Origin of the sequence: Devosia sp. LjRoot16 (genome assembly GCF_964252795.1) — a bacterium.
In the GTDB taxonomy this organism is placed as follows: domain Bacteria; phylum Pseudomonadota; class Alphaproteobacteria; order Rhizobiales; family Devosiaceae; genus Devosia_A.
In genome coordinates this window covers 313,161-338,691 of the sequence record NZ_CAXUPH020000001.1, presented here as the reverse complement: position 1 = coordinate 338,691, position 25,531 = coordinate 313,161, and the positions used below count along the sequence as shown (strand labels likewise).

26 protein-coding genes are annotated in these 25,531 nt (G+C 64.8%); 25 read left to right on the top strand and 1 reads right to left on the bottom strand.

Annotated features, from left to right (window positions below; all coding sequences use genetic code 11):
- Positions 1-2 precede the first annotated feature (2 nt).
- From ACSQ23_RS01600 to ACSQ23_RS01495, 22 genes are all read left to right on the top strand, one after another.
- Complete coding sequence (locus ACSQ23_RS01600) at positions 3-1,145, top strand: branched-chain amino acid ABC transporter permease (protein ID WP_436089495.1); 1,143 nt, start codon at positions 3-5, stop codon at positions 1,143-1,145.
- A gap of 7 nt (positions 1,146-1,152) precedes the next feature.
- The gene (locus ACSQ23_RS01595) at positions 1,153-1,941 is read left to right on the top strand and encodes an ABC transporter ATP-binding protein (RefSeq protein ID WP_436089494.1); all 789 of its coding nucleotides are present in this window, start codon (positions 1,153-1,155) and stop codon (positions 1,939-1,941) included.
- A complete protein-coding gene (locus ACSQ23_RS01590; RefSeq protein ID WP_436089493.1) occupies positions 1,941-2,717 on the top strand; it encodes an ABC transporter ATP-binding protein in 777 nt (258 codons plus the stop codon). Before ACSQ23_RS01595 ends, ACSQ23_RS01590 begins: the two co-directional genes overlap by 1 nt.
- Before the next feature lie 219 nt (positions 2,718-2,936).
- Complete coding sequence (locus ACSQ23_RS01585) at positions 2,937-4,391, top strand: hypothetical protein (protein WP_436089492.1); 1,455 nt, start codon at positions 2,937-2,939, stop codon at positions 4,389-4,391.
- The gene (locus ACSQ23_RS01580) at positions 4,378-5,199 is read left to right on the top strand and encodes a hypothetical protein (RefSeq protein WP_436089491.1); all 822 of its coding nucleotides are present in this window, start codon (positions 4,378-4,380) and stop codon (positions 5,197-5,199) included. Before ACSQ23_RS01585 ends, ACSQ23_RS01580 begins: the two co-directional genes overlap by 14 nt.
- Before the next feature lie 2 nt (positions 5,200-5,201).
- Positions 5,202-5,969, top strand: a complete 768-nt coding sequence (locus tag ACSQ23_RS01575) for a hypothetical protein (protein ID WP_436089490.1) — start codon at positions 5,202-5,204, stop codon at positions 5,967-5,969.
- A complete protein-coding gene (locus ACSQ23_RS01570; protein ID WP_436089489.1) occupies positions 5,966-7,000 on the top strand; it encodes a hypothetical protein in 1,035 nt (344 codons plus the stop codon). Before ACSQ23_RS01575 ends, ACSQ23_RS01570 begins: the two co-directional genes overlap by 4 nt.
- Positions 7,000-7,668, top strand: coding sequence for a thermonuclease family protein (locus ACSQ23_RS01565; RefSeq protein WP_436089488.1), 669 nt, complete (start codon positions 7,000-7,002; stop codon positions 7,666-7,668). Before ACSQ23_RS01570 ends, ACSQ23_RS01565 begins: the two co-directional genes overlap by 1 nt.
- 115 nt (positions 7,669-7,783) lie before the next feature.
- A complete protein-coding gene (locus ACSQ23_RS01560) occupies positions 7,784-8,278 on the top strand; it encodes a GAF domain-containing protein (RefSeq protein ID WP_436089487.1) in 495 nt (164 codons plus the stop codon).
- Between the two features lie 91 nt (positions 8,279-8,369).
- Positions 8,370-9,299, top strand: coding sequence for an ABC transporter permease (locus ACSQ23_RS01555; RefSeq protein WP_156384759.1), 930 nt, complete (start codon positions 8,370-8,372; stop codon positions 9,297-9,299).
- Positions 9,296-10,471 (top strand): ABC transporter permease, encoded by a 1,176-nt coding sequence (locus ACSQ23_RS01550; RefSeq protein WP_436089486.1) that lies wholly within the window; start codon positions 9,296-9,298, stop codon positions 10,469-10,471. Before ACSQ23_RS01555 ends, ACSQ23_RS01550 begins: the two co-directional genes overlap by 4 nt.
- Positions 10,468-11,484, top strand: a complete 1,017-nt coding sequence (locus tag ACSQ23_RS01545; protein ID WP_436089485.1) for an ABC transporter ATP-binding protein — start codon at positions 10,468-10,470, stop codon at positions 11,482-11,484. The genes ACSQ23_RS01550 and ACSQ23_RS01545 overlap by 4 nt, the downstream gene beginning before the upstream one ends.
- Positions 11,481-12,482, top strand: a complete 1,002-nt coding sequence (locus ACSQ23_RS01540) for an ABC transporter ATP-binding protein (protein WP_436089484.1) — start codon at positions 11,481-11,483, stop codon at positions 12,480-12,482. Before ACSQ23_RS01545 ends, ACSQ23_RS01540 begins: the two co-directional genes overlap by 4 nt.
- A 58-nt stretch (positions 12,483-12,540) precedes the next feature.
- Entirely contained in the window at positions 12,541-14,127 is a 1,587-nt protein-coding gene (locus tag ACSQ23_RS01535; RefSeq protein WP_436089483.1) for a peptide ABC transporter substrate-binding protein, read from the top strand.
- Positions 14,128-14,472: 345 nt separating this feature from the next.
- Positions 14,473-15,396, top strand: a complete 924-nt coding sequence (locus tag ACSQ23_RS01530) for an ABC transporter substrate-binding protein (protein ID WP_436089482.1) — start codon at positions 14,473-14,475, stop codon at positions 15,394-15,396.
- A gap of 1 nt (position 15,397) precedes the next feature.
- The gene (locus ACSQ23_RS01525) at positions 15,398-16,384 is read left to right on the top strand and encodes a FecCD family ABC transporter permease (protein ID WP_436089481.1); all 987 of its coding nucleotides are present in this window, start codon (positions 15,398-15,400) and stop codon (positions 16,382-16,384) included.
- A complete protein-coding gene (locus tag ACSQ23_RS01520; RefSeq protein WP_436089480.1) occupies positions 16,381-17,412 on the top strand; it encodes a FecCD family ABC transporter permease in 1,032 nt (343 codons plus the stop codon). The genes ACSQ23_RS01525 and ACSQ23_RS01520 overlap by 4 nt, the downstream gene beginning before the upstream one ends.
- Positions 17,409-18,179, top strand: a complete 771-nt coding sequence (locus ACSQ23_RS01515; RefSeq protein ID WP_436089479.1) for an ABC transporter ATP-binding protein — start codon at positions 17,409-17,411, stop codon at positions 18,177-18,179. The genes ACSQ23_RS01520 and ACSQ23_RS01515 overlap by 4 nt, the downstream gene beginning before the upstream one ends.
- 317 nt (positions 18,180-18,496) lie before the next feature.
- On the top strand, positions 18,497-19,609 hold the full coding sequence (locus tag ACSQ23_RS01510) for an ABC transporter substrate-binding protein (RefSeq protein WP_436089478.1): 1,113 nt from the start codon (positions 18,497-18,499) through the stop codon (positions 19,607-19,609).
- 8 nt (positions 19,610-19,617) lie between these two features.
- The gene (locus tag ACSQ23_RS01505; RefSeq protein WP_436089477.1) at positions 19,618-20,448 is read left to right on the top strand and encodes an ABC transporter ATP-binding protein; all 831 of its coding nucleotides are present in this window, start codon (positions 19,618-19,620) and stop codon (positions 20,446-20,448) included.
- Positions 20,441-21,256, top strand: a complete 816-nt coding sequence (locus ACSQ23_RS01500; protein ID WP_436089476.1) for an ABC transporter permease — start codon at positions 20,441-20,443, stop codon at positions 21,254-21,256. The genes ACSQ23_RS01505 and ACSQ23_RS01500 overlap by 8 nt, the downstream gene beginning before the upstream one ends.
- A 40-nt stretch (positions 21,257-21,296) precedes the next feature.
- A complete protein-coding gene (locus ACSQ23_RS01495) occupies positions 21,297-22,646 on the top strand; it encodes an NtaA/DmoA family FMN-dependent monooxygenase (protein ID WP_436089475.1) in 1,350 nt (449 codons plus the stop codon).
- A gap of 23 nt (positions 22,647-22,669) precedes the next feature.
- On the opposite strand, the gene ACSQ23_RS01490 is transcribed toward ACSQ23_RS01495, so the two are convergent.
- Entirely contained in the window at positions 22,670-23,275 is a 606-nt protein-coding gene (locus tag ACSQ23_RS01490) for a PadR family transcriptional regulator (RefSeq protein WP_436089474.1), read from the bottom strand.
- 98 nt (positions 23,276-23,373) lie between these two features.
- Between ACSQ23_RS01490 and ACSQ23_RS01485 the strand changes: the two genes are divergently transcribed.
- The 3 genes from ACSQ23_RS01485 (at position 23,374) to ACSQ23_RS01475 (ending at position 25,530) form a co-directional block, all read left to right on the top strand.
- Complete coding sequence (locus ACSQ23_RS01485) at positions 23,374-23,862, top strand: flavin reductase family protein (RefSeq protein WP_436089473.1); 489 nt, start codon at positions 23,374-23,376, stop codon at positions 23,860-23,862.
- The gene (locus ACSQ23_RS01480; RefSeq protein WP_436089472.1) at positions 23,840-24,283 is read left to right on the top strand and encodes a riboflavin kinase; all 444 of its coding nucleotides are present in this window, start codon (positions 23,840-23,842) and stop codon (positions 24,281-24,283) included. Before ACSQ23_RS01485 ends, ACSQ23_RS01480 begins: the two co-directional genes overlap by 23 nt.
- A 164-nt stretch (positions 24,284-24,447) precedes the next feature.
- Entirely contained in the window at positions 24,448-25,530 is a 1,083-nt protein-coding gene (locus ACSQ23_RS01475) for a type III polyketide synthase (protein ID WP_436089471.1), read from the top strand.
- Position 25,531 lies beyond the last annotated feature (1 nt).

Below are 25,531 nucleotides of genomic sequence, written 5' to 3'. Positions count from 1 at the left end.
CCATGGCGCTGTTCCAGCTCTCCCGCCGCGACGCGCTGATCCTCGCGCTCTTCGCCCTGGTGGTCGTCACCATGCCGGTATGGGCGGCGCCGTTCGGCGCCAACTATCCGGGCCTGATGCAGAAATTCGCGATCTACGCGATCTTCGCCATCGGCTTCAACATCCTGTTCGGGCTCACCGGTTACCTGAGCTTCGGCCATGCCGCTTTCCTCGGCGTCGGCTCCTATACCGCCGTGTGGTCGTTCAAGCTCCTGACCATGGACGCGCTGCCGGCGCTGCTCCTCGCGGTGCTGATTTCCGGGCTGTTCGCGCTGGTCATCGGCTTCCTGAGCCTCCGGCGATCGGGGATCTACTTCTCCATCCTCACCCTGGCCTTCGCCCAGATGAGCTACAATCTCGCCTATTCGGTGCTGACCCCGATCACCAATGGCGAGACCTCGCTGCAACTGACGCTGCAGGATCCGCGCCTCATCGACCTCGCCTTCACCACTCGCGGCGCCGGGCTGCCGACGGCGAGCCTGTTCGGCGTGACGCTGAGCGGGCTCAGCGGCTTCTATTTCTGCGCCGCGGTGCTGCTCATCGCCTTCTTCTTTGCCCAGAAGGTCTTCGCCTCGCCCTTCGGCATGATGCTGCGGGGCATCAAATCCAACCAGATGCGGATGAGCTATACCGGCTTCAATACCCGCCCCTATGCACTCACCGCCTTCGTCATCTCGGGCATGTATGCCGGGCTCGCCGGGGCGCTGCTGGCAGTCACCGATCCTTTGGCCGGCGCCGAACGCATGCAGTGGACGGCCTCCGGCGAGGTGGTGCTGATGACCATCCTCGGCGGCGTCGGCACGCTGATCGGGCCGGTGATGGGCGCCTGGCTGATCAAGTATTTCGAGAACATCTTCTCGTCCTTCAACGAGGGCATCTTGAGCCGCTTCTTCGACTTCATTCCCGCCCCGCTGCACGACACCATCGTCGCCATATCAAGCAAGTTCGTCGGCGAAGGCTGGCAGCTGACGCTGGGACTGCTGTTCGTCCTGGTCGTGGTGTTCCTGCCCGGCGGCATCATGGAGGGCGTGCGCCGTATCGGCGCGCTGTTCCGTCGGGGCAACCCACCCAAAGCCGGCGCCATGCGCGTCCAGCCGGCGGAGTAGCGCCAAGATGACAACCACCGAACGCAATGTCGTCCTGCATGTCGATGACGTCAGCAAGAATTTTGGCGGGCTGCATGCCCTCTCCGACATCGATCTTGAGGTCGAGCAGGGCAAGACCCACGCCATTATCGGGCCGAACGGCGCCGGCAAATCCACGCTACTCAACGTCATCATCGGGCGGCTGGCGCCGACCAGCGGGGCGGTGGTGTTCGATGGCCAGGTGCTGACCGGCAAGAAGCCGCACCAGATCAACCAGCTCGGCGTCGCCCGGGTGTTCCAGACCCCCGAGATTTTCCCCGATCTGACGGTGCTGCAGAACGTCATGGTGCCGGCCTTCGCCAGACGCGATGGGGCTTTCCGCGTCAATGTGCTGCGCAGCGTCGAGCGCGAAGCGGCGCTGCGCGACGAAGCCGAGGCGATCCTCGAGGATGTCGGCCTCGCCGATCGCCGGCTTTCCCATGCCGGGGCGCTGAGCCGCGGCGACAAGCGGCGCATGGAACTGGCCATGTGCCTGATCCAGCACCCGCGCCTGCTGCTGCTCGACGAGCCGACCGCCGGCATGTCGCGGCACGACACCAACACCACCATCGACCTCTTACAGAAGATCAAGGCGCGCGGCATGACCAAGGTGATCATTGAACACGACATGCATGTCGTGTTCTCCTTGGCCGACAAGATCTCCGTCCTGTCCGGCGGCAGGATCATTGCCGAGGGGCTGCCCGATGAGGTGCGTGGCAATATCAAGGTGCAGGAGGCCTATCTCGGCGGCGCCCACCGGCTCGAGGCGGTGCACTGATGAGCGCGATCGCCATGGACACTGATCTCAGCACCACCGCCCGCAGCGCCGAGCGCGTCGTGCCGCATGACGGCCCGTTCTTTGCCGCCAAGGACATCCACGCCTATTACGGTGAGAGCTACATCGTGCAGGGCGTCAGCTTCGACATCCGGCATGGCGAAATTCTCGCGCTGCTCGGCCGCAACGGCGCCGGCAAGACCTCGACGCTGCGCACCATCGCCCGGGTCGACAACCCGGCCCTGCAGGCGGGCGAGATCTGGCTCGACGGCCAGCCGATCCACAAAATGAAGTCCTTCGAAGCGGCGCGCGCCGGCATTCAGCTGGTGCCGGAGGATCGCCGCATCATCCAGGGCCTGACGGTCGAGGAGAACCTCACCATCGCCCAGGTCGCCCCCGGACGCGGCTGGGAGCTCGAGCGCATCTACTCGCATTTCCCCCGGCTCGCCGAGCGCCGCCGCCAGGAAGGCGTGACCCTGTCAGGCGGCGAGCAGCAGATGCTGGCCATCGCCCGGGCGCTGGCCCGCAACCTGAAGCTGTTGCTGCTCGATGAGCCCTATGAAGGGCTCGCCCCCGTCATCGTCGAGGAGATCGAACGCATCCTCAACGAGATCAAGGCGCTCGGCATCACCACCATCATCGTCGAGCAGAACGCCGTCGCCGCGCTCCGCCTCGCCGATCGCGCGGTGATCCTCGACACCGGCGAAGTCGCCTTCACCGGCCTTGCCAAAGATGTGCTCGCCGACGAAGCACTGCGCCGCGAATATTTGGCGATCTGAGCGCCCCGCGCACGACGATGCTGTGCCTCCGGCCAAAGCGACGATGACCGACGCCGGCGGCGCCTAGCCCGCTGGGCTTGAGACCCAAAGCCACCTCATCTCGCCGGTCTGGGCAAGAAAAGCCGCTTCCTCCTGCCGATGGATACTCGCCTCAACTGTGACTTCACCTTGACCGACGTTCTCGGCGGGCGATAGCCTCAGTCTTGGGGGTAATAGGTTATGTTGAAGTCACTTGAGCGTTTGCGCGGCGCGCTTGGTCGCCCGGCGCACACTTATCGTCCGACACTGCAGACATTCAACGACATCGATGTTCAACGTCTCGAACGAGAGATGGACTTAGAGAAGCGCGGCGCCGCGCGGGGCGGGGACAACCTTCCCGCGACCGCAAGCGCCTCGCTCGAGTCGACCGAGCATGAGATTGTCGAGCAGATCGGCGCCGCCCAGAAGGCGGCCCATGATGAACTGCAGGCACAGCTCGCGACATTCCATGAGCGCCTGACCGATCTCGATTTCGAGTCGCGGTTTGGCGCGATTTCGGAAGTTGCGCAAGGCGGCCTTGCAGACCTGAAGGCCGAGCAACAGATGGCGCTCGATGACCTGCATATTCTGCGCAAGGAATTGACGATCGCGGAGTCGTGGCTTGACGACTTCCGCAGGCAACACCGGATCAAGCGTCTGGCCGACAAAAAGACGGCGCTCGGCATGATCGTCAAGCTCCTGGTGATAGCGCTGCTGGTCGTCGGCGAGATCGTTGCCAACGGGTATTTTCTGAGCGGGGGCAACGAGCTTGGCCTTGTTGGCGGCATCGTCGAAGCTCTGCTGTTCGCCGTGCTGAACGTCGGCGTCGCGGTGTTCGTCGCGGTGGTCCTGCTTCCCAATCTCTATCACCGGAACCTACTGCGCAAAGCCTTCGGCCTGGTCTCACTGCTCGGTTTCTTCGCATGGGCCGGGGCGTTGAACCTTGGCCTTGCCCACTATCGCGAGGCGGCGGGGACGAGGGAGCCGACCGCACAGTTCGCGGTTCAGGCCAGAGACGCCGTCATGGAGCGCCTGCAGACCCGACCGCTGCAGCTCGATCAGTTCGAGTCCTGGCTGCTATTTGCCATTGGTGTGCTGTTCGCCTTGGTGGCGCTCATTGATGGACTGAGCCTCGTCGACAAATACCCCGGCTACCGGAAAGCCTCGGAGACGGCGCGCAAGGCACAGGAAGATTACGCCGGTGAACGTCGGGCCAAGATTCAGGACCTCAGCGATAAGCGGCAGGAGTATCAGGAGGCGGTGTCGCAGCTGCGCATCGACATCTCCAAGCGCCGCACCGAGCACGGCTCGATCATGGCGCATCGCCTCAAAATGCTGAACCTGTTCCAGGAGCACCAGGCCCAGCTGGAAAAGGCCGGCAGCCAGCTCCTTCGTACGTATCGTGACGCCAACCTCGCAGCCAGAACGACAGCCGCGCCGGCTTATTTCGAGCATCCCTTCAAGCTCGAGCGGCTATCGGTCACGCTCGACGGGCTGAACGAAATCACTTCTGAGGCGCTGCAGGTCAAGATCGACGAAGCGCAGTCGCATCTGCAGATGGTCATGTCGGAGGTCACTCAGGAGTTCGAGCTTGGGCTGGCCCGGTATCGCCAGCTCGATGTACTCGTTCCGGATGGCAGCCATGTCGCGACGTAGGCGCAGGAATTCGGGCGGCAATGCCGGCCAGATCGCGTTGATCGTGGTGCTGGCTGCCGCGCTCATCCTCCTGGTTGGCGGGCTGATCTGGCTGGTGGTGAAAGCGCGAGCCGATTACGTGCCGCGCGATCAGGCGACGCTCTGCCCATTGTCCGGGTACACCTCGCAGACGCTGATCCTCATCGACACCACAGATGCACTTGCACCGGTGACGCAGACCCAGGTGTTGAACAAACTGCGCGATGTCGTGACCTCGATCCCAAAGGACGGCCAGCTCGAGCTTCGGCTGCTGGGAGCCGACGCGGCGCAAACGCGCCTGGCGATGGAGCCGCTCTGCAATCCCGGCGATGGCAGCGACATCGACCCGGTCACCGGCAACCCGGAGATGGCCAAGCGGCGCTGGCAGACGCAATACGCCGAAAAGGCTGAGGAGGCGCTGCGCGGCAGCGTGGCCGGCTCCGAACAGGATTACTCCCCGATCATGGAGGCGATCCAGCAGATCGCGGCTGAACACCTGACCTCCCAGCACGACCGGTCAATTCCATCCCGTCTCGTCGTCGTCTCCGACATGATCCAGCACACCGTCAGCTACTCCCACTATGTCGATGGGCTGTCCCCTGAGGCGTTCGCTGCCAAGGCGCGCAACAGGCTGGCCACCGACCTTGCTGGTGCAGCGGTGGAGTTCTGGATGGTGCGTCGCGCGACGCAGAAGGTTGACGCCGAGCAGCTCGGAAGTTTCTGGCTCGAGTGGGCCAGTGACAGCAACGCCAAGAAACCCGTCACCCTGTCGCAGCTGATGGGAATGTAGCAATGGAACAGCCACGATCGCGCCGCGCAGACCCGACGGGTCCCACCGTCTTCATCACCTTCTCAGTGATTGGTGTCGCCTACATCATCTTCGCCAAGGCGCTGAACGTCGACGCTGTCATGGTCACGCTGGTCCCAGTCCTGCTGATGATCGGCTACGCAGTTTGTATCTGGCTATTCAAGGCGCTCAGGCTTCGCAGCGATCAGTCCGGCGACAATTTCTACTACATGGGCTTCATCTACACGCTGACCAGCCTGGCGGTGACCCTCATCCAGTACGCGGACGGGACCAATGCAGCGGAGATCATCCGCAACTTCGGTGTTGCGGTTGCTTCGACAATTGCCGGCATTGTCCTCCGCATCGTCTTCAATCTGTTCCGCCGTGATCCGGTGGAGGTCGAGCATGAGTCTCGGCTCGAGCTCTCAGAGGCCGCCCGCAAGGTGCGCCAGGAGCTGAACGGGATGCTGCTCGAGTTCTCCCATTTCGGACGGACCCAGCAGCAAATGGCGCTGGAGGCGATGGAGGAGTACCGGGAGCGGGCGGAAGAGACCACCAGCGCCTTGCTGGAGCTGCTCGGCACGGAGGCGCATGCCGAAGCCATCGCGCGAGCCCGCGCCGAGCTCGAGGAAACCCAGAAGCTGCTGGTCGAGGTCAACGTTGCGCTCGCCGAGATACCCGGTCTGCTGCGTCAGCGGCGGCGCGTTGGTTTCTGGCGCAGGCTCGCCTTCTGGGCGCCCATCGAGGCTCTGCCTCGGCAAGAACGAACATGAACTCGCCGATCGCCGAAACCGAACGTGGTCACCGGCGTGGTGTCGTTCTCGGCTTCACCATGGCCGAGTTGCTGCTGCTCCTGTTGTTTTGCCTCCTCCTGATCTCGGCAACGGCGTTACTCGACAAAGACAAGGAAATCGCCGCGCTTCAGGAACAGGTCGAGGCTTCCGCCGGTATCCGCGCGAGCGACATTCCACGTAACGCGCTGCAGCTGCAGATCCTGCTGAAGAAGCTCTTTCCATTAGGCGTCCCGCAGCTGAAGGATGCCGATTTCGCCAGGCTCTGGGATAAGCTGGTGCTCGCCCGCGACATGGAAACAATGGCCACTTCGGCCGGGCTCGGCAGCCCTGAAAAGCTGAAACAGCTGCTGACTGTCTGGGGCGATATGGAAGGCCGCTTCGCCTCAGAAGCGGAGCTGGCCAAGTTGCTCTCGGTGCTTGAGCGCTTGGTCGCGGCGGGCGCCGACACCCTTACCCCTACTGAGATGGAAGCGCTGGTCGCAGAGGCCTCCAATACCGCTTCCGCCTCCAACCCGCCGGGAAGCCGCTGGCCGCCGATTATCTCGCTCGATGGGAACCGCTATCGGTTTCAGATTGGCAGCGCTGAGATCACCTCGGAGTTTCAGACCTATCTCGAGGACGAGGCGGCGGTGAAGATAGCCGGGCTGCTCCATCAATATGGTGCAAACGTCATCGAGATCGTCGGTCACACCGATGAGCAGGTCATCCAGCCCAATATCGAGAAAACCTCGAATCTCGACCTGTTGGCAATTCCGGCGGTTAACGGCGCGCCCGGCATACACCTGACGCCAATCGACAACGCCGGGCTCGGGCTCGCTCGGGCCATCGAGGTCGCCCGGGTGCTGCGGGAGCAGCCCGAACTGGTGAGTATGAGGGTGGTGCCGCTCTCGGCGGGACAACTGATGCGGAAGGGCGACTTGCTCTCACCAGGAGGCGGTGAAGCGCTCAACGATCCCGACAGGCGGCGGATCGAGATACGTGTGCGCCGCAGCACTCCAGAAGCGAACTGATGTTCGTGCTGCGGTGGCTCGTTGCGACCATGGTGCTCACGATCGGTTCAGCTTTCGCCGCAGACATCCTGGTGATCGATGGTGACACGATCGAACTTGGCGGGACGCGCTATGGCATCCACGGCATTGATGCTCCCGAGCCCGGACAACAATGCGAGCGCGTCGGGGGAGGGACGTGGAATTGTGGCGCCGCCGCAGTTGTAGCCCTTGAACAGATCGTATTCGCGGCAGCAGATGTACGCTGCGATACGGGCAAACTCGATGAATATGGACGAATCATCGCGGTCTGCTGGGCGGACGGCGTTGATATCGGGCAGGAACTGGTACGCCGCGGCGCGGCTTGGGCCTTCGTGAAGTTCGCGAACGACTACGTTGCAGATGAGGGGATAGCCCGCGCAGCTCGCGCTGGCGTTTGGCAGGCCCAGACTGAAGCGCCGTGGGAATTCCGGGAAAGACGCTGGAGCGCCTCGGGCAACGAAGCCCCCGACCCTAATTGTCCGATCAAGGGCAACATCAACAATCAAGGCGAGCACATCTATCACCCGCCATGGTCTCCGGTTTACGGGCGAACCAGAATAAGCCTCGAGAAAGGCGAGCGGTGGTTCTGCAACGAAGGCGAAGCGGTAGCAGCGGGATGGCGGCCGGCATACTGGGGTCGTAGAGATTGAGAGGGTTCCCCGGCTTGCCGGGGCACGGGCTTGCTGCATCACGCCGCACCCGGTTCCCTTTCTACTTCGAGTCTGCTTTGACGAGCCCGTTCAACGCCTTCCCGGGAGACCAGCCTTGCACCAGTCGCCGCATGACGCCTTTGTCGAAGCGCTCGCTACCTACCGCACCGAGCGGGATGTCGGCGCCGCGCTGCATCGGCTGGCCGAGGCGCTGGTCGGGGTGAAGCTTTTCACCATGACCGCCGACAACCCGGCCGGCGGCTATGTGCGACGGGTCTATTCGAGCGACGAGGTGGCCTATCCGGTGCTCGGCACCAAGCCGATCGTCTTCGACGATACCTATGAGAAGATGCGCACCGAGCGCTTCATCTACTCGGCCAACTCGGTCAAGGCGATGGAGCAGGATTTTCCCGACCTGACGCTGATCCGCTCGCTCGGCTGCGGCTCGGCCATCAATATCCCGGTGGTCGCCGGTGGCGAAATGCTGGGGAGCGTCAACCTGCTCGAGGTCGAGGGCGCCTACCCGGCCGAAAAGGTCGAAGCCGCCCGTGCCCTCGTCGTCCCTGCCGCTGCCTGTTTCCTGATCCTGCGCAGCCGCTTCACCATCTGACCAGTTGCGCCAGCGCCGCCAAGGTGCTGATATGTCCCGATTATAGTGGGGCTAAAGTTTTGCGAGTCCGGGGCCAAGCGGGCCTGTCCAAGTGACGGCCTATGTTGTGCAGCGCCTGTTGCTGATGCTGGTGACCTTGTTCGCCATCATCACGCTGACCTTCTTTCTCATGCATGCCGTGCCCGGGGGGCCGTTCACCTCCGAAAAGATGCTGCAACCCGAAATCCAGGCGGCGCTCAACGCCAAGTATCATCTCGATGATCCGCTCTGGCTGCAATACCTCAATTACCTCCGGGGCGTGCTGAGCCTCGATCTCGGCCCGTCGTTCAAATATGCCGGGATGAGCGTCAACGAGATCATTGCCGAGGGCCTGCCGGTCACCATGAAGACCGGCGCCCTGGCGCTGATCTGCGTGGTGGCGCTCGGCGTGCCGCTCGGCATCGTCGCGGCGCTGAACCGCAACCGCTGGCCCGATACGCTGGTGATGGTGATCGCCACCATCGGCGTCGCCGTTCCCTCCTATGTCATCGCCACCGTGGCGCTCTATGTCTTCGCCTTGCGGCTCGGCTGGGTGCCGACCTTCGGGCTCGATGACTGGCGCGGCTATTTCCTGCCGGTGTTTGCGCTGTCGGGGTTCTGGATCTCGTTCATCGCCCGGCTGGCCCGTTCGAGCCTGCTCGAGACGCTGCAGCAGGACTATATGATGACCGCCAAGGCCAAGGGGCTGAAGCGCGGCACCGTGCTGTTCAAGCATGGCTTGCGCAACTCGCTGATCCCGGTGGTGACGGTGCTTGGCCCGGTGGTTGCCAACCTCCTCACCGGCTCCTTCGTCATCGAGCAGATCTTCGCGCTGCCCGGCATCGGCCGGCATTTCGTCTTGTCGATCACCAACCGCGACTACACCGCCATCATGGGCATCACCATCTTTTATGCCGCCGTGCTGATGGTGATGATCTTCATCGTCGACATGCTCTATCTCGTGCTCGACCCGCGCATCAAATACCGGGCCGACGCCAAATGACCGACACGCAAATCGCGCCTGAAATGTGGGCCCCGGCGACGCGCGACCGCGCCGCCGCCGAGTATATCGCCGCGCCCAGCCTCACCTTCTGGCAGGATGTGCGGAAGCGCCTCTGGGCCAACAAGCCGGCCATGCTCGGGCTCGGTTTCATTATTCTCCTGGTGCTCGCCGCGATCTTCGGGCCGATGCTGTCGCGGCACACCTATTTCGAGCAGAACCTCAAGCTCTCCAACGTGCCGCCACTGTTCCAGACCTACGAAGTCACCGACAGCGCCGGCGCGACGACGCGGTTCTTCTTCAACTCCGGCAACCTCAACCTCTACGAGGTGACGCCATCAGGCGAAGTTGCCGGGCTGCTCCGGCCGGCCAAGAAAGACCTGATCAAGAAGCAGCAGCAGTTCAAGTTCGGCGATCGGGAGGTGGTGCTCGATACCGCCAAGCAGCAGCTGAGCTTCGCCGATGGCACGGCGCTCGCCCCCAGCGGCTGGCAGTGGAACATGAGCAACCTGCTCGGCACCGACCAGCTCGGCCGCGACGTGCTGGCGCGTCAACTCTATGGCGCCCGCATCTCGCTCACCGTGGCGTTCGTCGCGACGCTGGTGAACTTCTTCATCGGCGTATTCTACGGCGGGCTCGCCGGCTATCTCGGCGGCAAGGCCGACACCATCATGATGCGCATCGTCGAGGTGATCTCGACCATCCCGCTGACCCTCTACGTCATCCTGATCATGGTGGTGTTCAACTCCGGCTTCCTCTCGGTGGTCTTGGCCATCGGCTCGGTCTACTGGGTCGACATGGCGCGCATCGTGCGCGGCCAGATCCTGACCCTGAAGCAGCAGGATTACGTCGCTGCTGCCCGCACCATGGGCGCCTCGACGCCGCGCATTCTGGTCCGGCACCTGCTGCCCAATTCGGTCGGCCCGATCCTCGTGACGCTCACCATGCTGATCCCGAGCGCCATCTTCATCGAGAGTTTTATGAGCTTCATCGGGCTCGGCGTTACCCCGCCGGAAGCCAGCTGGGGCACCCTGACTTCCGAGGCGGTGGAGACGCTGCGCGCCTATCCCTACCAGCTGTTCTTCCCGGCCGCTGCCATCAGCCTCACCATGTTCGCCTTCAACTTCCTCGGCGATGGCCTGCGCGATGCCCTTGATCCACGGTTGCGCACATGAGCACGCCCTTGCTTTCGGTTAGTAACCTCTCGACCAGCTTCTTCACCTCGCGCGGTGAGGTGAAGGCGGTGCGTGGCGTCTCGTTCGAGCTCGGCGCCGGGGAGATCCTCGGCATTGTCGGCGAGTCCGGTTCGGGCAAGTCGATCACCTGCATGAGCCTTATGGGCCTCCTCCGCAGCAGCGGCCGCGTCATCGACGGCAGCGCGCTGTTCGAGGGCCGTGACCTGCTGACCCTCGATGAGGACGAGCTGAGCGCCCTGCGCGGCAACGACATCTCGATGATCTTCCAGGATCCGATGACCTCGCTGAACCCGACGCTCACCGTCGGCGAGCAGGTGATCGAGACCATCCTCAGGCATCGCAAGGTCAGTCGCGCCGCGGCGCGTGCCCGCGCCATCGAGCTGTTCGAACTGGTCCGCATCCCCTCAGCGGCCAAGCGCCTGAAGTCCTATCCGCACGAGTTCTCGGGCGGCATGCGGCAGCGGGTGATGATCGCCATCGCGCTCGCCTGTGATCCGAAACTCCTGATCGCCGACGAACCGACCACTGCGCTCGACGTCACCATCCAGCGCCAGATCCTGGCGCTGCTCAAGGAGCTGCAGGGCCGGCTCGGCATGGCGGTGATCCTCATCACCCACGATCTCGGCGTCATCGCCGAAACCGCCGACCGGGTGCTGGTGATGTATGGCGGCATGGTGATGGAAGAGGGGCCGGTGCGCGAGCTGTTCGCCCGCCCATCGCATCCCTATACGCAGGGTCTCCTCGCCTCGATCCCCGATCTCCGCGACGACACCCACCACCGTCTGACCCCGATCCCCGGCTCGCCGCCCGATATGCTGCGCCCGCCCAAAGGCTGCCCGTTCGCGCCGCGCTGTCCGCACGCCATGGCGCAGTGCAACGCCGCGCTGCCGCCGCTCTATGATGCTGGTCCGGCGCATCGCGCCCGCTGCTGGCTGCACCACCCCCAGGCGCCGCGTGTCGCCGGCATCACCGCCGAGCTCGTTCCCGCATGACCGATACCCCGCTGGTCGAACTCAAGAACCTCACCAAGCACTTCTCGCTGCCGGGCGATCTGCTCGGCCGCAACCGGCCACTGCTGAAGGCGGTCGACGCCGTCGACCTCGAGATCCGCCGGGGCGAGACGCTCGGGCTGGTGGGCGAAAGCGGCTGCGGCAAATCCACCCTGGCGCGCACCCTGATCCGGCTGTTCCAGCCGACCTCCGGCCAGATGCTGTTCGATGGCGTCGATATCGCCGATCTGCCCGAGCGGCAGCTGGTGCCGTATCGGCGGCGCATGCAGATGATCTTTCAGGATCCCTATGCTTCGCTCAACGGCCGCATGACGGTCCAGAGCCTGATCGCCGAGCCGCTGGAAATCGCCGGCATCGGCACTGCTGCCTCGCGGGCGCAGCGGGTCGCCGAGCTGTTGGCGCGGGTCGGCCTCAACGCCGACCATGCCCATCGCTTCCCGCACGAATTCTCCGGCGGCCAGCGCCAGCGCATCGGCATCGCCCGCGCCATCGCGCTGAACCCCGAACTGGTGATCTGCGACGAGCCGATCTCGGCGCTCGATGTGTCGATCCAGGCCCAGGTGGTCAACATGCTCGAGGACCTGCAGGCGGAGCTGGGCCTCACCTACCTGTTCATCACCCACGACCTGTCGATGGTGCGCCACATCTCCGACCGCATCGGGGTGATGTATCTGGGCAAGATCGTCGAGCTCGCCTCCAACGACACGCTCTATCGCGCCCCGGCCCACCCCTACACCCAGGCGCTGCTGGCCTCGATCCCGGTGGCCGACCCCGAGGCGCGCCGCGACGTGGAGCCGATGCGCGGCGAGATCCCAAGCCCGATCGATATCCCATCCGGTTGCCGCTTCCGCACCCGCTGCCCCTTCGCCACCGAACTCTGTGCTCGCGTCGAGCCGCCGCTCAACGATGTCGGCGGCGGTCACCTCGCCGCCTGCCACTATGCGGCCGAGGTGATGGCCGGCCAGGCGGTCGCCGCCTGAACCGTTTTTTGACTTTCAACAGGGCCGGACAACGGCCCGCAAAACAGGAGAGAAACTTATGCTGAAGCGATTGCTGCCGCTGGTTGCCGCGGCTCTGCTGGCCTCGGTCGGTCCGGTCTGGGCCGCCGGCGAGCTGACCTACGTGGTCAACAACGAATCCGCCGCCTACGATCCGGGCACCACGGCCGAGACCTTCGCCACGCCGATCATCGGCAACGCTTTCGAGGGCCTGGTGAAATACGCCTCGGATGGCGCCGTGGTGCCGGCTTTGGCCGAGAGCTGGACCATCAGCGATGATGGCCTCACCTACACCTTCAAGCTGCGCGCCGACGCCAAGTGGTCGGATGGGAAGCCCGTCACCGCGGGTGATTTCGTCTATGCCTGGAAGCGCGTCCTGACCCCGGCCTCGGGCGCCAAGAACAGCCAGATGCTCTACGGCATCGCCGGCGCCGAAGAGTTCTACGCCGACCAAAGCAAGGACAACGTGGCGATCTCGGCCACCGACGACCACACGCTCACCTTCACCCTGAAGCAGCGCGTGCCCTACATGCTGCAGCTGCTCGGCTTTTCCACCTTCTATCCGGTGCGCGAGGATATCGTTGCCGCCGATCCCGAAGGCTGGACCCGCAAGCCAGCCAGCTATATCGGCACCGGCCCGTTCCGCGTCACCGCGATGAACTTTGGTGAATCCATCGTCCTCGAGAAGAACCCGGAATATTACAACGCCGCCAATGTCAGCCTCGACAAGCTGACCTTCCGCCTGATCCCCGATCCCGCGACCGCGCTCGCCGCCTATGAAGCCGGCGACGTCGATGGCGTCGAAGCGGTGCCGGCACCGGAAATCCCGCGTCTCGCCTCGGAAGACAATAATGGCTTCCTCGTCGTGCCGGCGCTCGGCACCACCTACGCCTTCTTCAACCCGCACCAGAAGCCGCTCGACGACGTGCGCGTCCGCAAGGCGCTGTCGATGGCGATCGACCGCGAGGAGATCGTCGAGTTCGTGCTGCAGTCGGCCGATATCCCGGCCATGGCGCTGGTTCCGCCCGGCATGAACGTTGCCGGTGAAGACTTCCGTGACGGCTCGGACAGCTTCGGCCTCGCCCCGACCGCCGAAGTCGATGCCGCCAAGGCTTTGCTTGCCGAGGCCGGTTATCCGGATGGCGCCGGCTTCCCCGACACGGTGTTCGTCACCTACTCGTCGCCACCGATCGAAAAGCTGCTCGAAGCCATCCAGCAGATGTGGAAGAAGAACCTCAACATCGACGTCAAGATCCAGGCGTCGGAGTGGCAGGTGTTCTATCCCGAAGTGCAGAAGGTCGAGTACCAGATCGCCCAGATGGGCTGGGGCGCCGACTACCCGCACCCGATGACCTTCCTCGACAACTTCGTCACCGGCAGCGCCAACAACCTCGCCAACTGGTCGAACGCCGATTACGACAAGCTGATCGCCGACGCCAAGGCGACCAATGACGAGAAGCAATCTCTCGCCGACATGCGCGCCGCCGAGGCGCTGATTATGAACGATGCGGTGATCCTGCCGCAGTATCACCGCAACCAGTACATGATGATGAAGCCCTACGTGAAAGGCTTCTGGCGCTCGCCGCTGAACGTGCCGTATTTCGACGCGGTCACCATCGAGAAGTAAGCGCACTGCCGCCTGCTACGAACCCCGGTCTCGCGAGAGGTCGGGGTTTTGCTTTCACGGAGTTCTCTTCGTTGCACCTCTGCGGTGGTTGAGCTGACCCACTGCGTCACCCCACCCACGATGTCATCCCAGCGAAAGCTGGGATCCATTCATCCGCTTGCGCCAGCTGCGAGTTGGTTCCCAGCTTTCGCTGGGATGACAGCCGGTGGGTAGCTGAGGGCAGAGCCAGCACCTCCACCGGTGCAGCCACCAGCAGATCCTGGAAGCTCGAGCCGGAATCAAACATGATTTGACAAATCATGTTTTCAGCCAGAGAACATGCCGCCAATCAGCCTGGGGTCATCCATGTTCAACAGAACCATCCTCGCCACGCTCGCGGGCGTCATCATGCTGGCCGTCGCGCCCCTGGCGCAGGCCGTCGAAATCAAGCACGACCTCGGCACCACCGAGGTGCCGGATGAACCCAAGCGCATCGTCGTGCTCGAATACAGCTTCGTCGACAGCCTTGCTGCCGTGGGCGTCGCGCCGGTCGGCATTGCCGATGATGACACGCGGGAGTCGATCGTTCCTGCCTATACCGCTGTTATCGGCGACGACTGGAAATCGGTCGGCACCCGCAAGTCGCCGAGCCTCGAGGTCATCGCCTCGCTGCAGCCCGACCTGATCATCGCCGATACCAGCCGGCACGAAGCGATCTACGGCGCCCTCAGCGAGATCGCCCCGACCATCGCCTTCGACAGCCTCACCGGCACCTACCAGGTGGCGCTCGACGCGGCCAAGACCATCGCCCACGCGGTCGGCAAGGATGCGGAAATGGAGGCACGGCTGGCCGAGCACACGACGAAGATGGAGGGCTTCAAGGCCGCCATCGGCGACGTCTCCGCCTGGTCGGCGCAGTTCATCGTCGACAATGGCGAAGGCATCTTCCTCCACTCTCCGGTGAGCTATAACGGCTCGCTGCTCAGCTGGTTCGGCTTCAAGAACAACATGCCGACGCCCGACGGGCACACCTACGAGGAAGCCATCGTCAAGACCTCGCTGGAGCAGCTGTCCGAGATCAACCCGCAGGTGATCATCCGCGGCAAATATGCCGATCCCGGCCTCACCGACAGCTGGGTCGGCCAGCCGCTCTACGACAATGTCGAAGCGGTCAAGACCGGCAACCTCTTCGACGTGAACGCCCACGAGTGGTCGCGCCTGCGCGGCGTCATCGCTTCGGAAGTCAGCGGCGCCAACCTCGTCGAGATCGTCAAGAACCTCAAGAAGTAGCTTGCCTGTCGCCATCCGTTTCGCCCTCCTCGCGGCAGCAGTGCTCATCGCGGCACTGCTGTCGTTGACCATTGGGCAGCGCAGCGATGTCGGTATCGGCAACGTGCTGCAACTGCTGTTCGTCGATGACGGCAGCCTCGCCCGTTCGGCGGTGGTCGACCTCAGGCTGCCGCGCACCCTGATCGCCGGGCTGATCGGCATCAACCTGGGGCTGGCCGGGCTGGCGCTGCAGGCGGTGACGCGCAACCCGCTGGCCTCGGAATCGGTGCTCGGCATCAACCAGGGCGCGGCCCTCGGGGTGGCGCTGGCGCTGGTGTTCCCGGCGCTGATGATCGGCAATCTCGACACCATGGCGATCATCGGCGCAGTGGTGGCCGGCGCCGTCACCTTCGGTATCGCCGGCGGCTTAGGCGGCCGGCTCGACTCGATGCGGCTGATCCTCGCCGGCGTCACCGTGGGCGCCTTCAGCTTCGCCTTCGTGCGCTTCACCTTCACCCTCGAGGACAACCTCTCCCGGCTGGTCCTCAGCTGGACTTCGGCCGATATCTCCGCCGCTCGTTTCGACCAGGCGCTGCCGCTGGTCTTCTGGGCCGCCGGCGGACTGACCATCAGCACCTTCATGGCGCACAGCTTCAACATCCTGGCGCTCGGCGATGGCGCCTCGCAGGGGCTGGGCGTCGATCCGCGCCGCATGCGCTTCATCGGCGCCATGCTCGCCGCAGTGCTCACCGGGGCGAGCGTCGCCGCGGCCGGGCCGGTGATGTTCGTCGGGCTGGTGATCCCGCATCTATGCCGTCTGTGGTTCGGCTCCAACCATCGGCTGCTGGTGCCGGCGGTGGCGCTGGGCGGGGCAGGGCTGGTGCTGGCAGCCGACGTGGTGTCGAAGCTGGTGCGCTTTCCTTACGAAACCCCGCTCGGCGTGATCTGCGCGCTGATCGGCGCGCCGTATTTCCTCTATGCCACGCTCCGCGCGAGGCACATGGCATGAGCACCGTGGTGCACGCTTCCGCGAGACCTCGCAGCACGCTTCGCGGCCTCGTCCTGATCGCCGCGCTGATCGTGCTGGTCATTGCCACCGCGCTCTGGAGCCTCAGCGTCGGCGCGGTCCCGATCCCGACCCAGACCATCATCAACACGCTGTTCAACCTCGATGGCGAGCAGCAGACCTACATCATCATGAAGTCGCGCCTGCCGCGCATGGTGCTGGCGCTGCTGGCGGGTGCCGCTTTGGCGCTGTCGGGCGCCATCATCCAGGCGGTGATCCGTAACCCCTTAGCCAGCCCCAACATCATCGGCATCAACTCCGGCGCTGCGCTGTTCGCGCTGGTGCTGGTGCTGGTGTTCCCCGAGATCCCGCAGGTCTGGATGCCGCTCGCCGCCTGTATCGGCGGCCTCGTGGCCGCCGCCTCCGTCATGGTGGTGGCGCATTATCGCAACCTCTCGGCCATCCACCTGGCGTTGATCGGCGTCGCCGTCGGCTTCGTCTTCGAGGCCGGCGTCGACTACCTGCTGATCGTCTCCAATGACAGCGAGAGCTCAGCCCCGATGATCTGGCTCACCGGCTCGCTCTGGGGTCGCACCTGGGCCCATGTCGCGGTCAGCTGGCTGCCGCTCGTCGTGCTGAGCGCGGTGGCGTTGCTGCTCTCCTACCGGCTCGACCTGATTGCACTCGGCGAGGCGACCGCCACCGGGCTCGGGCTCAACGTGCCGCGCCAGCGCCTGCTGCTGCTGCTCGTCGCGACGCTCCTCGCCAGCGTTTCCGTCGCGGTGGTCGGGGTCATGGGCTTTATCGGCTTGATGGCGCCGCATATTGCCCGCCGGCTGGTCGGCGGCTCGCACCGGCTGATGCTGCCGGTGGCGGCGCTGGTCGGCATGCTGCTGGTGGTGCTGGCCGATGGCGTCGGCCGCGCCATCGCCCCGCCGATCGAGGTCTCGGCCGGCATCCTCGCCGCGCTGATCGGCGCGCCGTTCTTCATCTACATCATGCTGACCACGACTTCGGAGCAGGACTCATGAGCATCCTGGTCAAGGGCGTCACCGCCGGTTATGGCCGCGACCGCGCCATCGTCGAGAACATCGACCTGACCATCGCCACCGGCGAGGTCACCATCCTGATCGGCCCCAACGGCTGCGGCAAATCCACCTTGCTCAAGACCATCGGCCGGCTGCTGAAGCCGCGCACCGGCACCATCCATGCCGATGAACTCGACGTGCTGCGCAATCATCCCAAGCGCGTCGCGCGCACCATTGCCTACCTGCCGCAGAGCCCGGTCGTGCCGACCGCGATCACCGTCGAGCAACTGGTGGGCTACGGCCGCGCCCCGCACCAGTCGCTGCTCGGCCTTCGCTCGCCCCGCGATATCGAACTGGTCGACCAGGCCATCGCCGCCACCGGGCTCGCCGAGCTGCGCTTCAAGCCGGTGGCCGAGCTCTCCGGCGGGCAGCGGCAGCGCGCCTTCATCGCCATGGCGCTGGCCCAGGATACGCCCTACGTCATGCTGGACGAGCCGACGACCTTCCTCGACATCAAGCACCAGGTCGAAACCCTCGACCTGGTGCGCCAGCTGCATGGAGCAGGGCGGACCAGCATCGTCGTCCTCCACGACATCGCCCAGGCCGCCCGCTACGGCGACCGCCTGGTGGTAATGCACGAAGGCCGCATCGTCGCCGAAGGCAAGCCGGCGGACGTCGTCACCCCGAAGCTGATCCGCAACGTCTACGGGCTCGACTGCGAGGTCTACGCGGATCCCGTTTCGGGTACGCCGGTGGTTACGCCGCGGTAGGGCGGCTGGATGGCCGGTGCGGGCTGACCCCCACCCTTGATCCTTCCCCTAAACAAGGGAGGGAGACGCTTACTGAGAGGCCGGTGTTTTGGTCTCCCTCCCCTTGTTTAGGGGGAGGGGACAGGGGTGGGGGTCAGCCCGCGCCAGCGATAGCGGCCAGCCAACCGGTCCACCTAACCACCTCCACCAACACCTCATTTCCCATCCCTCACCCCCGCTTATCCCCATCCCAAAATCAAAAAGTTTGCATAGTCAAATTTGATTGGTTACGAATGTGCGTCCGTTGGAGGTAACGGACGTGACTTTGGGAGGACTCTTTGTCTCACGTAACCTATCGGGCAGGGCGGATGCACGCTCGCCTGCTGCTGAGCTCGGCAACCCTGGCGCTGACCATCGGCGGCTTTGGCGCTACCGCGGCGCAGGCTGCCGGCGAGCTGCCGGATCATGTGCTGATCAGCGCCGACGAGTGCGCGCGCAACCAGGCTGCCGGCACCATCACCTACATCTCGGGCTACGGCTATTCGGCCAGCGCCGGCCAGGTCGATGTGTTCCTCGCCAAGGAGCTCGGCTATTTCGATGCGCTCTGTCTCACCGTCGATATCAACGCGGCGGGCGGCAACGGCCAGCTGCTGGTGTCCTCGGGGCAGGCGCAGTTCACCGCGCTCGGCTCGGCGTCCGACGTGATGCTGGCGGCCGCCAACAGCCGCAACCTCACCGCCGTCGCCACCTATGGCAGCACCTCGCCGTTCTCGATCTTCACCAATGAGGCGGTGAAAAGCCTGAAGGATCTCGAAGGCAAGCGCCTCGGCTACTTCATCAACATCACCCCGATCGCCGCGGCGATGCTCGATGCCGCCGGCGTCGATATCTCGAAGGTCGAGCTGATCAAGATGACCAATTACGACCCGACCGTGGTCACTCGCGGTCAGGTCGATGCCATCGTCGGCTATGCTTCGAACCAGCCGCAGACGCTGAAGGCCATGGGCCTGCCGTTCAACCAGTTCCTGCCCGCCGATCTTGGCCTCCAGGGCACCTACAACGTCATGGAAGTGAACTCGAAGTTCCTCGCCGAGCACCGCGAGGTGGTGGCCGACTTCATGCGAGCGAGCCTCAAGGCGCTCGAGTTCTGCCTCACCGAGGAGGACAAGTGCGTCGACATGATCAGCCAGCTCGCCGCTGACAACAACCAGGGTTCGGCCTTCCCAAGGGATCAGCAGGCCCGCACCTGGGGCGTCGAGTCCGAGTGGGTGCGCACCAGCCAGTATGGCGCGCCGGGCGTCCAGACCATCGCCGAGTGGGAGAGCGAGTACCAGATGGTGCAGAGCTTCGGTGGCCTGAAGAACCCGCCGCCGCTCGCCGACATGATGGATCCGGACCTCGTCGCCGCGCTCTATGCCGACGGCAAGCTGATCTGGCCGGAAAAGAAGTGATCGCGACGATGCCTGCAGTCTCTCATCTCCAGAGCACGCGCACCGCCTACCCCGATGACATCGGGGTAGAGGTCAGTAACGTGACCAAGAGCTTTGGTGGCGACGAGTCCCGGGTGACGGTGCTCAACGGCGTGTCGCTGACGATCAAAAAAGGTGAGTTCGTCTCGCTGATCGGGCCGAGCGGCTGCGGCAAGTCCACTTTGCTCAAGCTGGTCGCCGGGCTCTCCGAAGCCAATGGCGGCAGTGTCTCGATCAATGGCAAATCCGTGCGCGAGGCGGCGAGGGACAAGGCCATCGGCCTCGTCCCGCAGTCTCCCGCGCTGCTGCCCTGGCGCACCATTCTCGACAATGTCAGCCTGCCGATCAGCATCAACCCCGGCGCCAATGCCGGGCGGAAGCTGCGCGATCCCCGGGAGATTCTGCAGAGCTTCGGGCTCGGCCATGCGCTCGACCGTTACCCGGCCCAGCTCTCGGGCGGCATGCAGCAGCGCGCCGCCATCGCGCGCGCCTTCGTCTTCGATCCCGAGATCCTGCTGATGGATGAGCCGTTCTCGGCCCTCGACGAGATGAACCGCGACCAGCAGCGCATGGGCCTCTTGGATTTCTGGCAGTCCAACCGCAAGTCGGTGCTGTTCGTCACCCACTCGGTGCCTGAGGCGATCATCCTCTCCGACCGCATCGTGCTGATGGCCTCGCATCCCGGCCGCATCGCCGAGATCATCGATGTCGACCTGCCGCGGCCGCGCAACGAGGCGCTCTACGCCACCGACGCCTTCCGCGACCTCGAAGGCTATGTCCGCTCTGCCCTGCGCAAGGTGATGGAGGCTGCCCGTGTCTGACGCTGTCGCAACCGCGCCGCGGCGCAATTCATCCGGTTTCACCGTGGCCCGTATCGTTTTCGACTGGGGCCCGCCGGCGCTGACTTTCGTCATCGTCGCCGTGCTCTGGCAACTGGTGGCGATCAACAATCCCTATGTGCTGCCGACGCTTGACGCCATCGGCAACAGCCTCGCCAGCGACCCCGGGATGTACTGGGCCAACCTCCTCGTCACCTGCCAGGAGGTGGTTATCGGCGCCGGCGCCGGTATCATCTGCGGCTTCCTCCTCGCCGTGGCGATGAGCGAGTTGCCGATCGTCGAGAAGGCGGTGATGCCGCTGATCGTGGTGATCATGGTGACGCCGGTCGTCGCCATCGCCCCGGCGCTGGTCGTCGCCTTCGGCTTCGGCATGCTGCCCAAGTACATCGTCACCGGCCTCGTGGTGTTCTTCCCCATGCTGGTCAACTCGCTGGCCGGCCTCAGGGATGTCGACCAGAAGGCGCTCGACGTGTTCAAGACCCTGCATGCCAGCCGCTGGGAGATCTTCCGCGATCTCCGGCTCCCCGGCTGCATGCCCTTCGTCTTCGCCGGCCTTCGCATCGCCATGCCACTGGCGGTGGTCGGCGCAGCGGTGGCTGAATTCGTGGCCGCCGGCCAGCAGGCAGGGCTGGGTTCGCTGGTGACCATCGCCGCCGCCCAGGCCAACCTGCCCGTGACCTGGGCGAGTATCGCCCTGCTCTGCCTGCTCGGCGTACTTCTCGTGTCGCTGCTGGCCCTGCTCCGCAAACGCCTCCTGTGGTGGAGCGACGAGGACGTCATCGGGCGCTGAGGCGCCCGATCCGGACCCAACTCTGACGAAAGACATTGCTATGAAGAAGCTACGCTTTGGGCTGTTTGAAAACGCCCAGACCAACGACTCCGGCACGTCCACCTGGCGGCATCCCGACAGCGAGCGGCACAATTTCGACCGGCTCGATTACTGGGTGAAGATCGCCCGCATCTGCGAAGATGCGAAACTCGATTTCCTGTTCCTCGCCGATGCCTGGGGCTGGGCCGACGTCAAGGGTACGCGCCCCGACATCAGCACCACCGAGGGCCTCGACCTGCCGCGGCTCGACCCTGCCATTGTCGGCGCGGCGCTGATCGGCGCCACCGAGAAGCTGGGGATCGTCATGACCGGCTCGACTTTGCTTGAGCAGCCCTATGCCTTCGCCCGCCGTATGCAGACCCTCGACCACCTGTCGAACGGCCGCATCGGCTGGAACGTCGTCACGACCGGTACTGCCGAGACCGCCGTCGCCGCCTTCGGTGTGCCGATGGTGGCGCATGACGAGCGCTACAACATGGCCGACGATTTCATGAGCCTCGTCTACAAGCTGTTCGAAGGCGCCTGGGAGCGCGATGCGCTCGAGCGCAACAAGCAGGGACGTTATGCCGACCCGGCCAAGGTGCACCGCATCGCCCATGACGGCCCGTATTTCCGCTCGCATGGCTTCGGCAACACCGCCTACTCGCCGCAGGGCACCCCCGTGCTGTTCCAGGCCGGCTCGTCCGATCGGGGCAAGCAGTTCGGCGGCAAGCATGGCGAGTGCATCTTCCTCGGCGGCGGTTCGATCGAAAAGCTCGCCGGGCAGGTGAAGGCCATCCGTGACGAGGCCGCCGCCAATGGCCGCGACCCCAACTCGATCAAGCTGATGAGCGCCTTCTCCTGCGTCGTCGCGCCGACCATCGAAGAAGCGCGGGCCAAGCACCAGGCGATCCTCGACGCCCAGACCCCGGATGTCGCCGTCGCCTCCTATGCCTGGTTCACCGGCCTCGACCTCTCGTCGTTCGATCCCGCGACCAAGATGAGCGCGCTCCATACCGAGCTGTCGCAGACCCAGGTCGCCCGCTTCGGCGACAAGACCGTCGGCGACGTGCTGAAAGATTGGCACGCCCATGGCGTGCGCACCAACCCCTTCGTCGGGACGCCCGCTGAGATCGCCGACATCATGTGCGAGATGGCCGACGGCGCCGACCTCGACGGCTTCCTCTTCACCCCGCTGATCCAGCCGACGTCCACCCTCGATTTCGTCGAGCAGGTAATGCCGGTGCTGCGCTCCCGGGGCGTGGCGGCGTCGGACTACGAGGGCGAGAGCCTGCGCGAACGGCTGGTGGGCACCGAAAGCCCGATCCTCAGCCCCGATCATCCCGGCGCCAGCCATCGCCAGCTGCAGTGATGGCGGCTGCGGCGGGTCGTGACTTAGCTGTCCCGGCCTGCCGTCGGCTGCGTGCCGGCCGGGATCTCGTCGGCAAACGTATAGGCGCCGCCGAGGATGCGGTCGTAGAGGCCGCGGGCCCATTCCTGCTCGGCCCTCAGCCGCAGCGAGGAGAGTTCGAAGATCTCGCGCACGTAGGCCGGCGTGGTGCTCGACTTGGCCACGTCGCTGATATCGAAGCCGTTGCTCGCCACCTTGGCGTCGATCTCGGCGATCCTGACCTTCAGCGCCGCCACCACTTCGGCGCGGCTGAGCAGGAACATGAACGAGGTCAGCGCCATCACCGGCTTGGTGTCGAAGGTCTCGACCGTCCACAGCGTCTGGCGCAACAGCCGCATCAGCTCGACCACCCCATTCGGAGTGGTCTGGTAGATCGTCCGCTCCGGGCGCTTGCCGGCGGCTTCGGTGCCGTTCTCCTGGATGTAGCCGTCCTGCTTCAGCGATTTGAGTGCGTTGTAGATCGAGCCGGGCTGGATATTGGCCCACTCGTCGACATGCCAGGTCATCAGCTCGCGGCGCAGGAAATAGCCATGCACCGGCTCGAACTGGCGCACGGCGCCCAGCACCACCAGGCGGGTAATGTTCGACATGCTGGCTCCTGAAACCGGGGAAGGCGCTTGTCTCCCTCTAACAAATTGACTAGCTTCAGTCCAATTATTCAAACTTGACTATATGGGAGGAAATCGCGGTGCAGGCAGGTGAGGCGACGCTGGCCCTGAGAAGGGCCTTCTCGATGTTCCCGACCGGTGTCGTCGCCATGTGCGGCATGGATGGCGCGGCGCCCGTCGGCATGGCGGTGAACTCGTTCAGTTCGGTGTCGCTCGACCCGCCCTTGGTCTCGGTCTGCGTGGCGCGCCAGTCCGCCACCTGGCCGCGGCTCAACCGCCTGCCGCGCATCGGCCTCAGTGTGCTGGGCGTGAGCCAGGAGCGGCTCTCGCGCCAGCTGTCGTCGCGCAACGGCGATCGCTTCCAGGGCGTCGAGTTCGAGGCGACCCCCGATGGCGCGCTGTTCGTCAGGGGCGCGGCGCTCTGGCTCGATTGCGCCATCAGCGATCGGCTCGAGGGCGGCGACCACGAGATCATCCTGCTCGAAGTGCGCGAGACCAGCCTCTTCCCCCATATCCCGCCGCTGGTCTTCCACCAGAGCCAGTATCTTGCCCTTTCCAACGCTTCCTGATCCGGGCGCCGAGTTGGTCATCAGCGGCAGCGTCGTTCACGGCGAGAAGCGCGGTCGCGCCCTCGGCTTCCCCACCGCCAACATCGCGCTGGCCCCGGGCAATCCGTTCCCGCCCGAGGGCGTCTATTGCAGCGTCGCACGGTTCTCGCATCGCGACACGCTCTATGGCGCCACCGTCAGCGTCGGCACCAACCCGACATTTCCAGACATCGCCTCGATCCGCGTCGAAGCCCATATCCACGATCTCGACGAGCTGCTCTACGGCCTCGGCGCCGAGCTTCGCCTGCTGCGCCGCCTGCGCGACATGCGCCGCTTTACCAGTGTCGAGGCGCTGATCGCCCAGATGGAAAGCGATGTCCGGCAGTCGCGGCAACTGCTGGTGGACCGGGTGCCTGGCCGGCTCCCGCCAGGGCAGGGATAGGGGCTGACGACGTGCGGCGGCACTTGCGCCGCGACGGGCCCAAGGACGGCCGCCTCCGCGCCTTGGTGGCGGTCTGATGGAATAAACCACCACGGCAAGTGTTGACCCTGAGTGCCCAGGGAACAGTGCTCTCCGCTCCCTTGGGTCTCAACCGAGGAGCCATCATGTCTGCCAAGGCCTATGTGAACAAGATCGCTGTCGCGGTGCCGGATTACGATGTGCACCGTTTCTCCATCGGCTTCGCCGCCTCTCAGCTTGCCGACGACCCCAGGCGCCAGGCGGTGTTCACCCGGATGGCAGAGAGAAGCGGCATTGAGCACCGCTACTGCTGCTTCCCCTCCGCTGACGACCCCAACGGCCCGGCGGTCGATGGCGCCGGCCGGTTCACCCGCGGCAACTTTCCCTCGACCGCCACCCGGATGGATCTCTTCGCCGAGGCCGCTCCGGTGCTGGCGCAGAAAGCGGTGGACCGGCTGGAGCTCGGACCTGATGCCGCCCGGATCACCCACCTCATCGTCACCACCTGCACCGGCCTCGCCTCGCCCGGGATCGACCTCGAGATCATCGAGCGCTGCGGCCTGTCGCCCTCGGTGGAGCGAACCATCGTCGGATTCATGGGATGCTATGCGGCAGTCAATGCCCTGAAGCTCGCCCATCACATCGTCCGTTCGGATCCGGAGGCGCGGGTGCTGGCCGTCAATGTCGAGCTCTGCACCCTGCACCTGAAAGAAACCACCGATATCGAACGGCTGCTGACCTTCATCCTCTGGGGCGACGGGGCCGCTGCGGCGCTGGTCACGGCCGAGCCCACCGGCATCGCGCTCGACAGTTTCCGCGCCGTCGTTGCCCCCGATAGCCGCGAGTTGATGACCTGGACGGTGCGCAATGACGGCTTCGATATGGTGTTGTCCGGCCAGGTGCCTGCCGCCATCCACGACACGTTGAGCACCCGCATCACCGACATTCTGGGCAATCGGGGGCTCAACAATGTCGACCTCTGGGCCGTCCACCCGGGCGGCAAGTCCGTGCTGGATGCGGTCGAGCGGTCGCTGGGCCTCGACGGCGAGGCCTTGCGCCCATCGCGCGAGGTGCTGCGCTTGAACGGCAATATGTCCTCTGCGACGGTGATGTTCGTGCTTGCCGATATGCTGGCCCATCGACAGGCCGACCAGATCGGCTGTGGCATGGCCTTCGGTCCCGGCCTCACCGCCGAGACCTTCATGTTCCATACCGCCGACGCCGCCTGAA

Excerpts from the sequence above, each read along its gene's own strand:
- ACSQ23_RS01535 (WP_436089483.1), top strand. The coding sequence starts at position 12,541 with ATGCTGAAGCGATTGCTGCCGCTGGTTGCCGCGGCTCTGCTGGCCTCG.
- ACSQ23_RS01595 (WP_436089494.1), top strand. The coding sequence starts at position 1,153 with ATGACAACCACCGAACGCAATGTCGTCCTGCATGTCGATGACGTCAGC.
- ACSQ23_RS01580 (WP_436089491.1), top strand. The coding sequence starts at position 4,378 with ATGTCGCGACGTAGGCGCAGGAATTCGGGCGGCAATGCCGGCCAGATC.
- ACSQ23_RS01475 (WP_436089471.1), top strand. The coding sequence starts at position 24,448 with ATGTCTGCCAAGGCCTATGTGAACAAGATCGCTGTCGCGGTGCCGGAT.
- ACSQ23_RS01505 (WP_436089477.1), top strand. The coding sequence starts at position 19,618 with ATGCCTGCAGTCTCTCATCTCCAGAGCACGCGCACCGCCTACCCCGAT.
- ACSQ23_RS01590 (WP_436089493.1), top strand. The coding sequence starts at position 1,941 with ATGAGCGCGATCGCCATGGACACTGATCTCAGCACCACCGCCCGCAGC.
- ACSQ23_RS01495 (WP_436089475.1), top strand. The coding sequence starts at position 21,297 with ATGAAGAAGCTACGCTTTGGGCTGTTTGAAAACGCCCAGACCAACGAC.
- ACSQ23_RS01565 (WP_436089488.1), top strand. The coding sequence starts at position 7,000 with ATGTTCGTGCTGCGGTGGCTCGTTGCGACCATGGTGCTCACGATCGGT.
- ACSQ23_RS01570 (WP_436089489.1), top strand. The coding sequence starts at position 5,966 with ATGAACTCGCCGATCGCCGAAACCGAACGTGGTCACCGGCGTGGTGTC.
- ACSQ23_RS01540 (WP_436089484.1), top strand. The coding sequence starts at position 11,481 with ATGACCGATACCCCGCTGGTCGAACTCAAGAACCTCACCAAGCACTTC.
- ACSQ23_RS01545 (WP_436089485.1), top strand. The coding sequence starts at position 10,468 with ATGAGCACGCCCTTGCTTTCGGTTAGTAACCTCTCGACCAGCTTCTTC.
- ACSQ23_RS01585 (WP_436089492.1), top strand. The coding sequence starts at position 2,937 with ATGTTGAAGTCACTTGAGCGTTTGCGCGGCGCGCTTGGTCGCCCGGCG.
- ACSQ23_RS01575 (WP_436089490.1), top strand. The coding sequence starts at position 5,202 with ATGGAACAGCCACGATCGCGCCGCGCAGACCCGACGGGTCCCACCGTC.
- ACSQ23_RS01530 (WP_436089482.1), top strand. The coding sequence starts at position 14,473 with ATGTTCAACAGAACCATCCTCGCCACGCTCGCGGGCGTCATCATGCTG.
- ACSQ23_RS01515 (WP_436089479.1), top strand. The coding sequence starts at position 17,409 with ATGAGCATCCTGGTCAAGGGCGTCACCGCCGGTTATGGCCGCGACCGC.
- ACSQ23_RS01600 (WP_436089495.1), top strand. The coding sequence starts at position 3 with ATGGCGCTGTTCCAGCTCTCCCGCCGCGACGCGCTGATCCTCGCGCTC.
- ACSQ23_RS01520 (WP_436089480.1), top strand. The coding sequence starts at position 16,381 with ATGAGCACCGTGGTGCACGCTTCCGCGAGACCTCGCAGCACGCTTCGC.
- ACSQ23_RS01490 (WP_436089474.1), bottom strand. The coding sequence starts at position 23,275 with ATGTCGAACATTACCCGCCTGGTGGTGCTGGGCGCCGTGCGCCAGTTC.
- ACSQ23_RS01550 (WP_436089486.1), top strand. The coding sequence starts at position 9,296 with ATGACCGACACGCAAATCGCGCCTGAAATGTGGGCCCCGGCGACGCGC.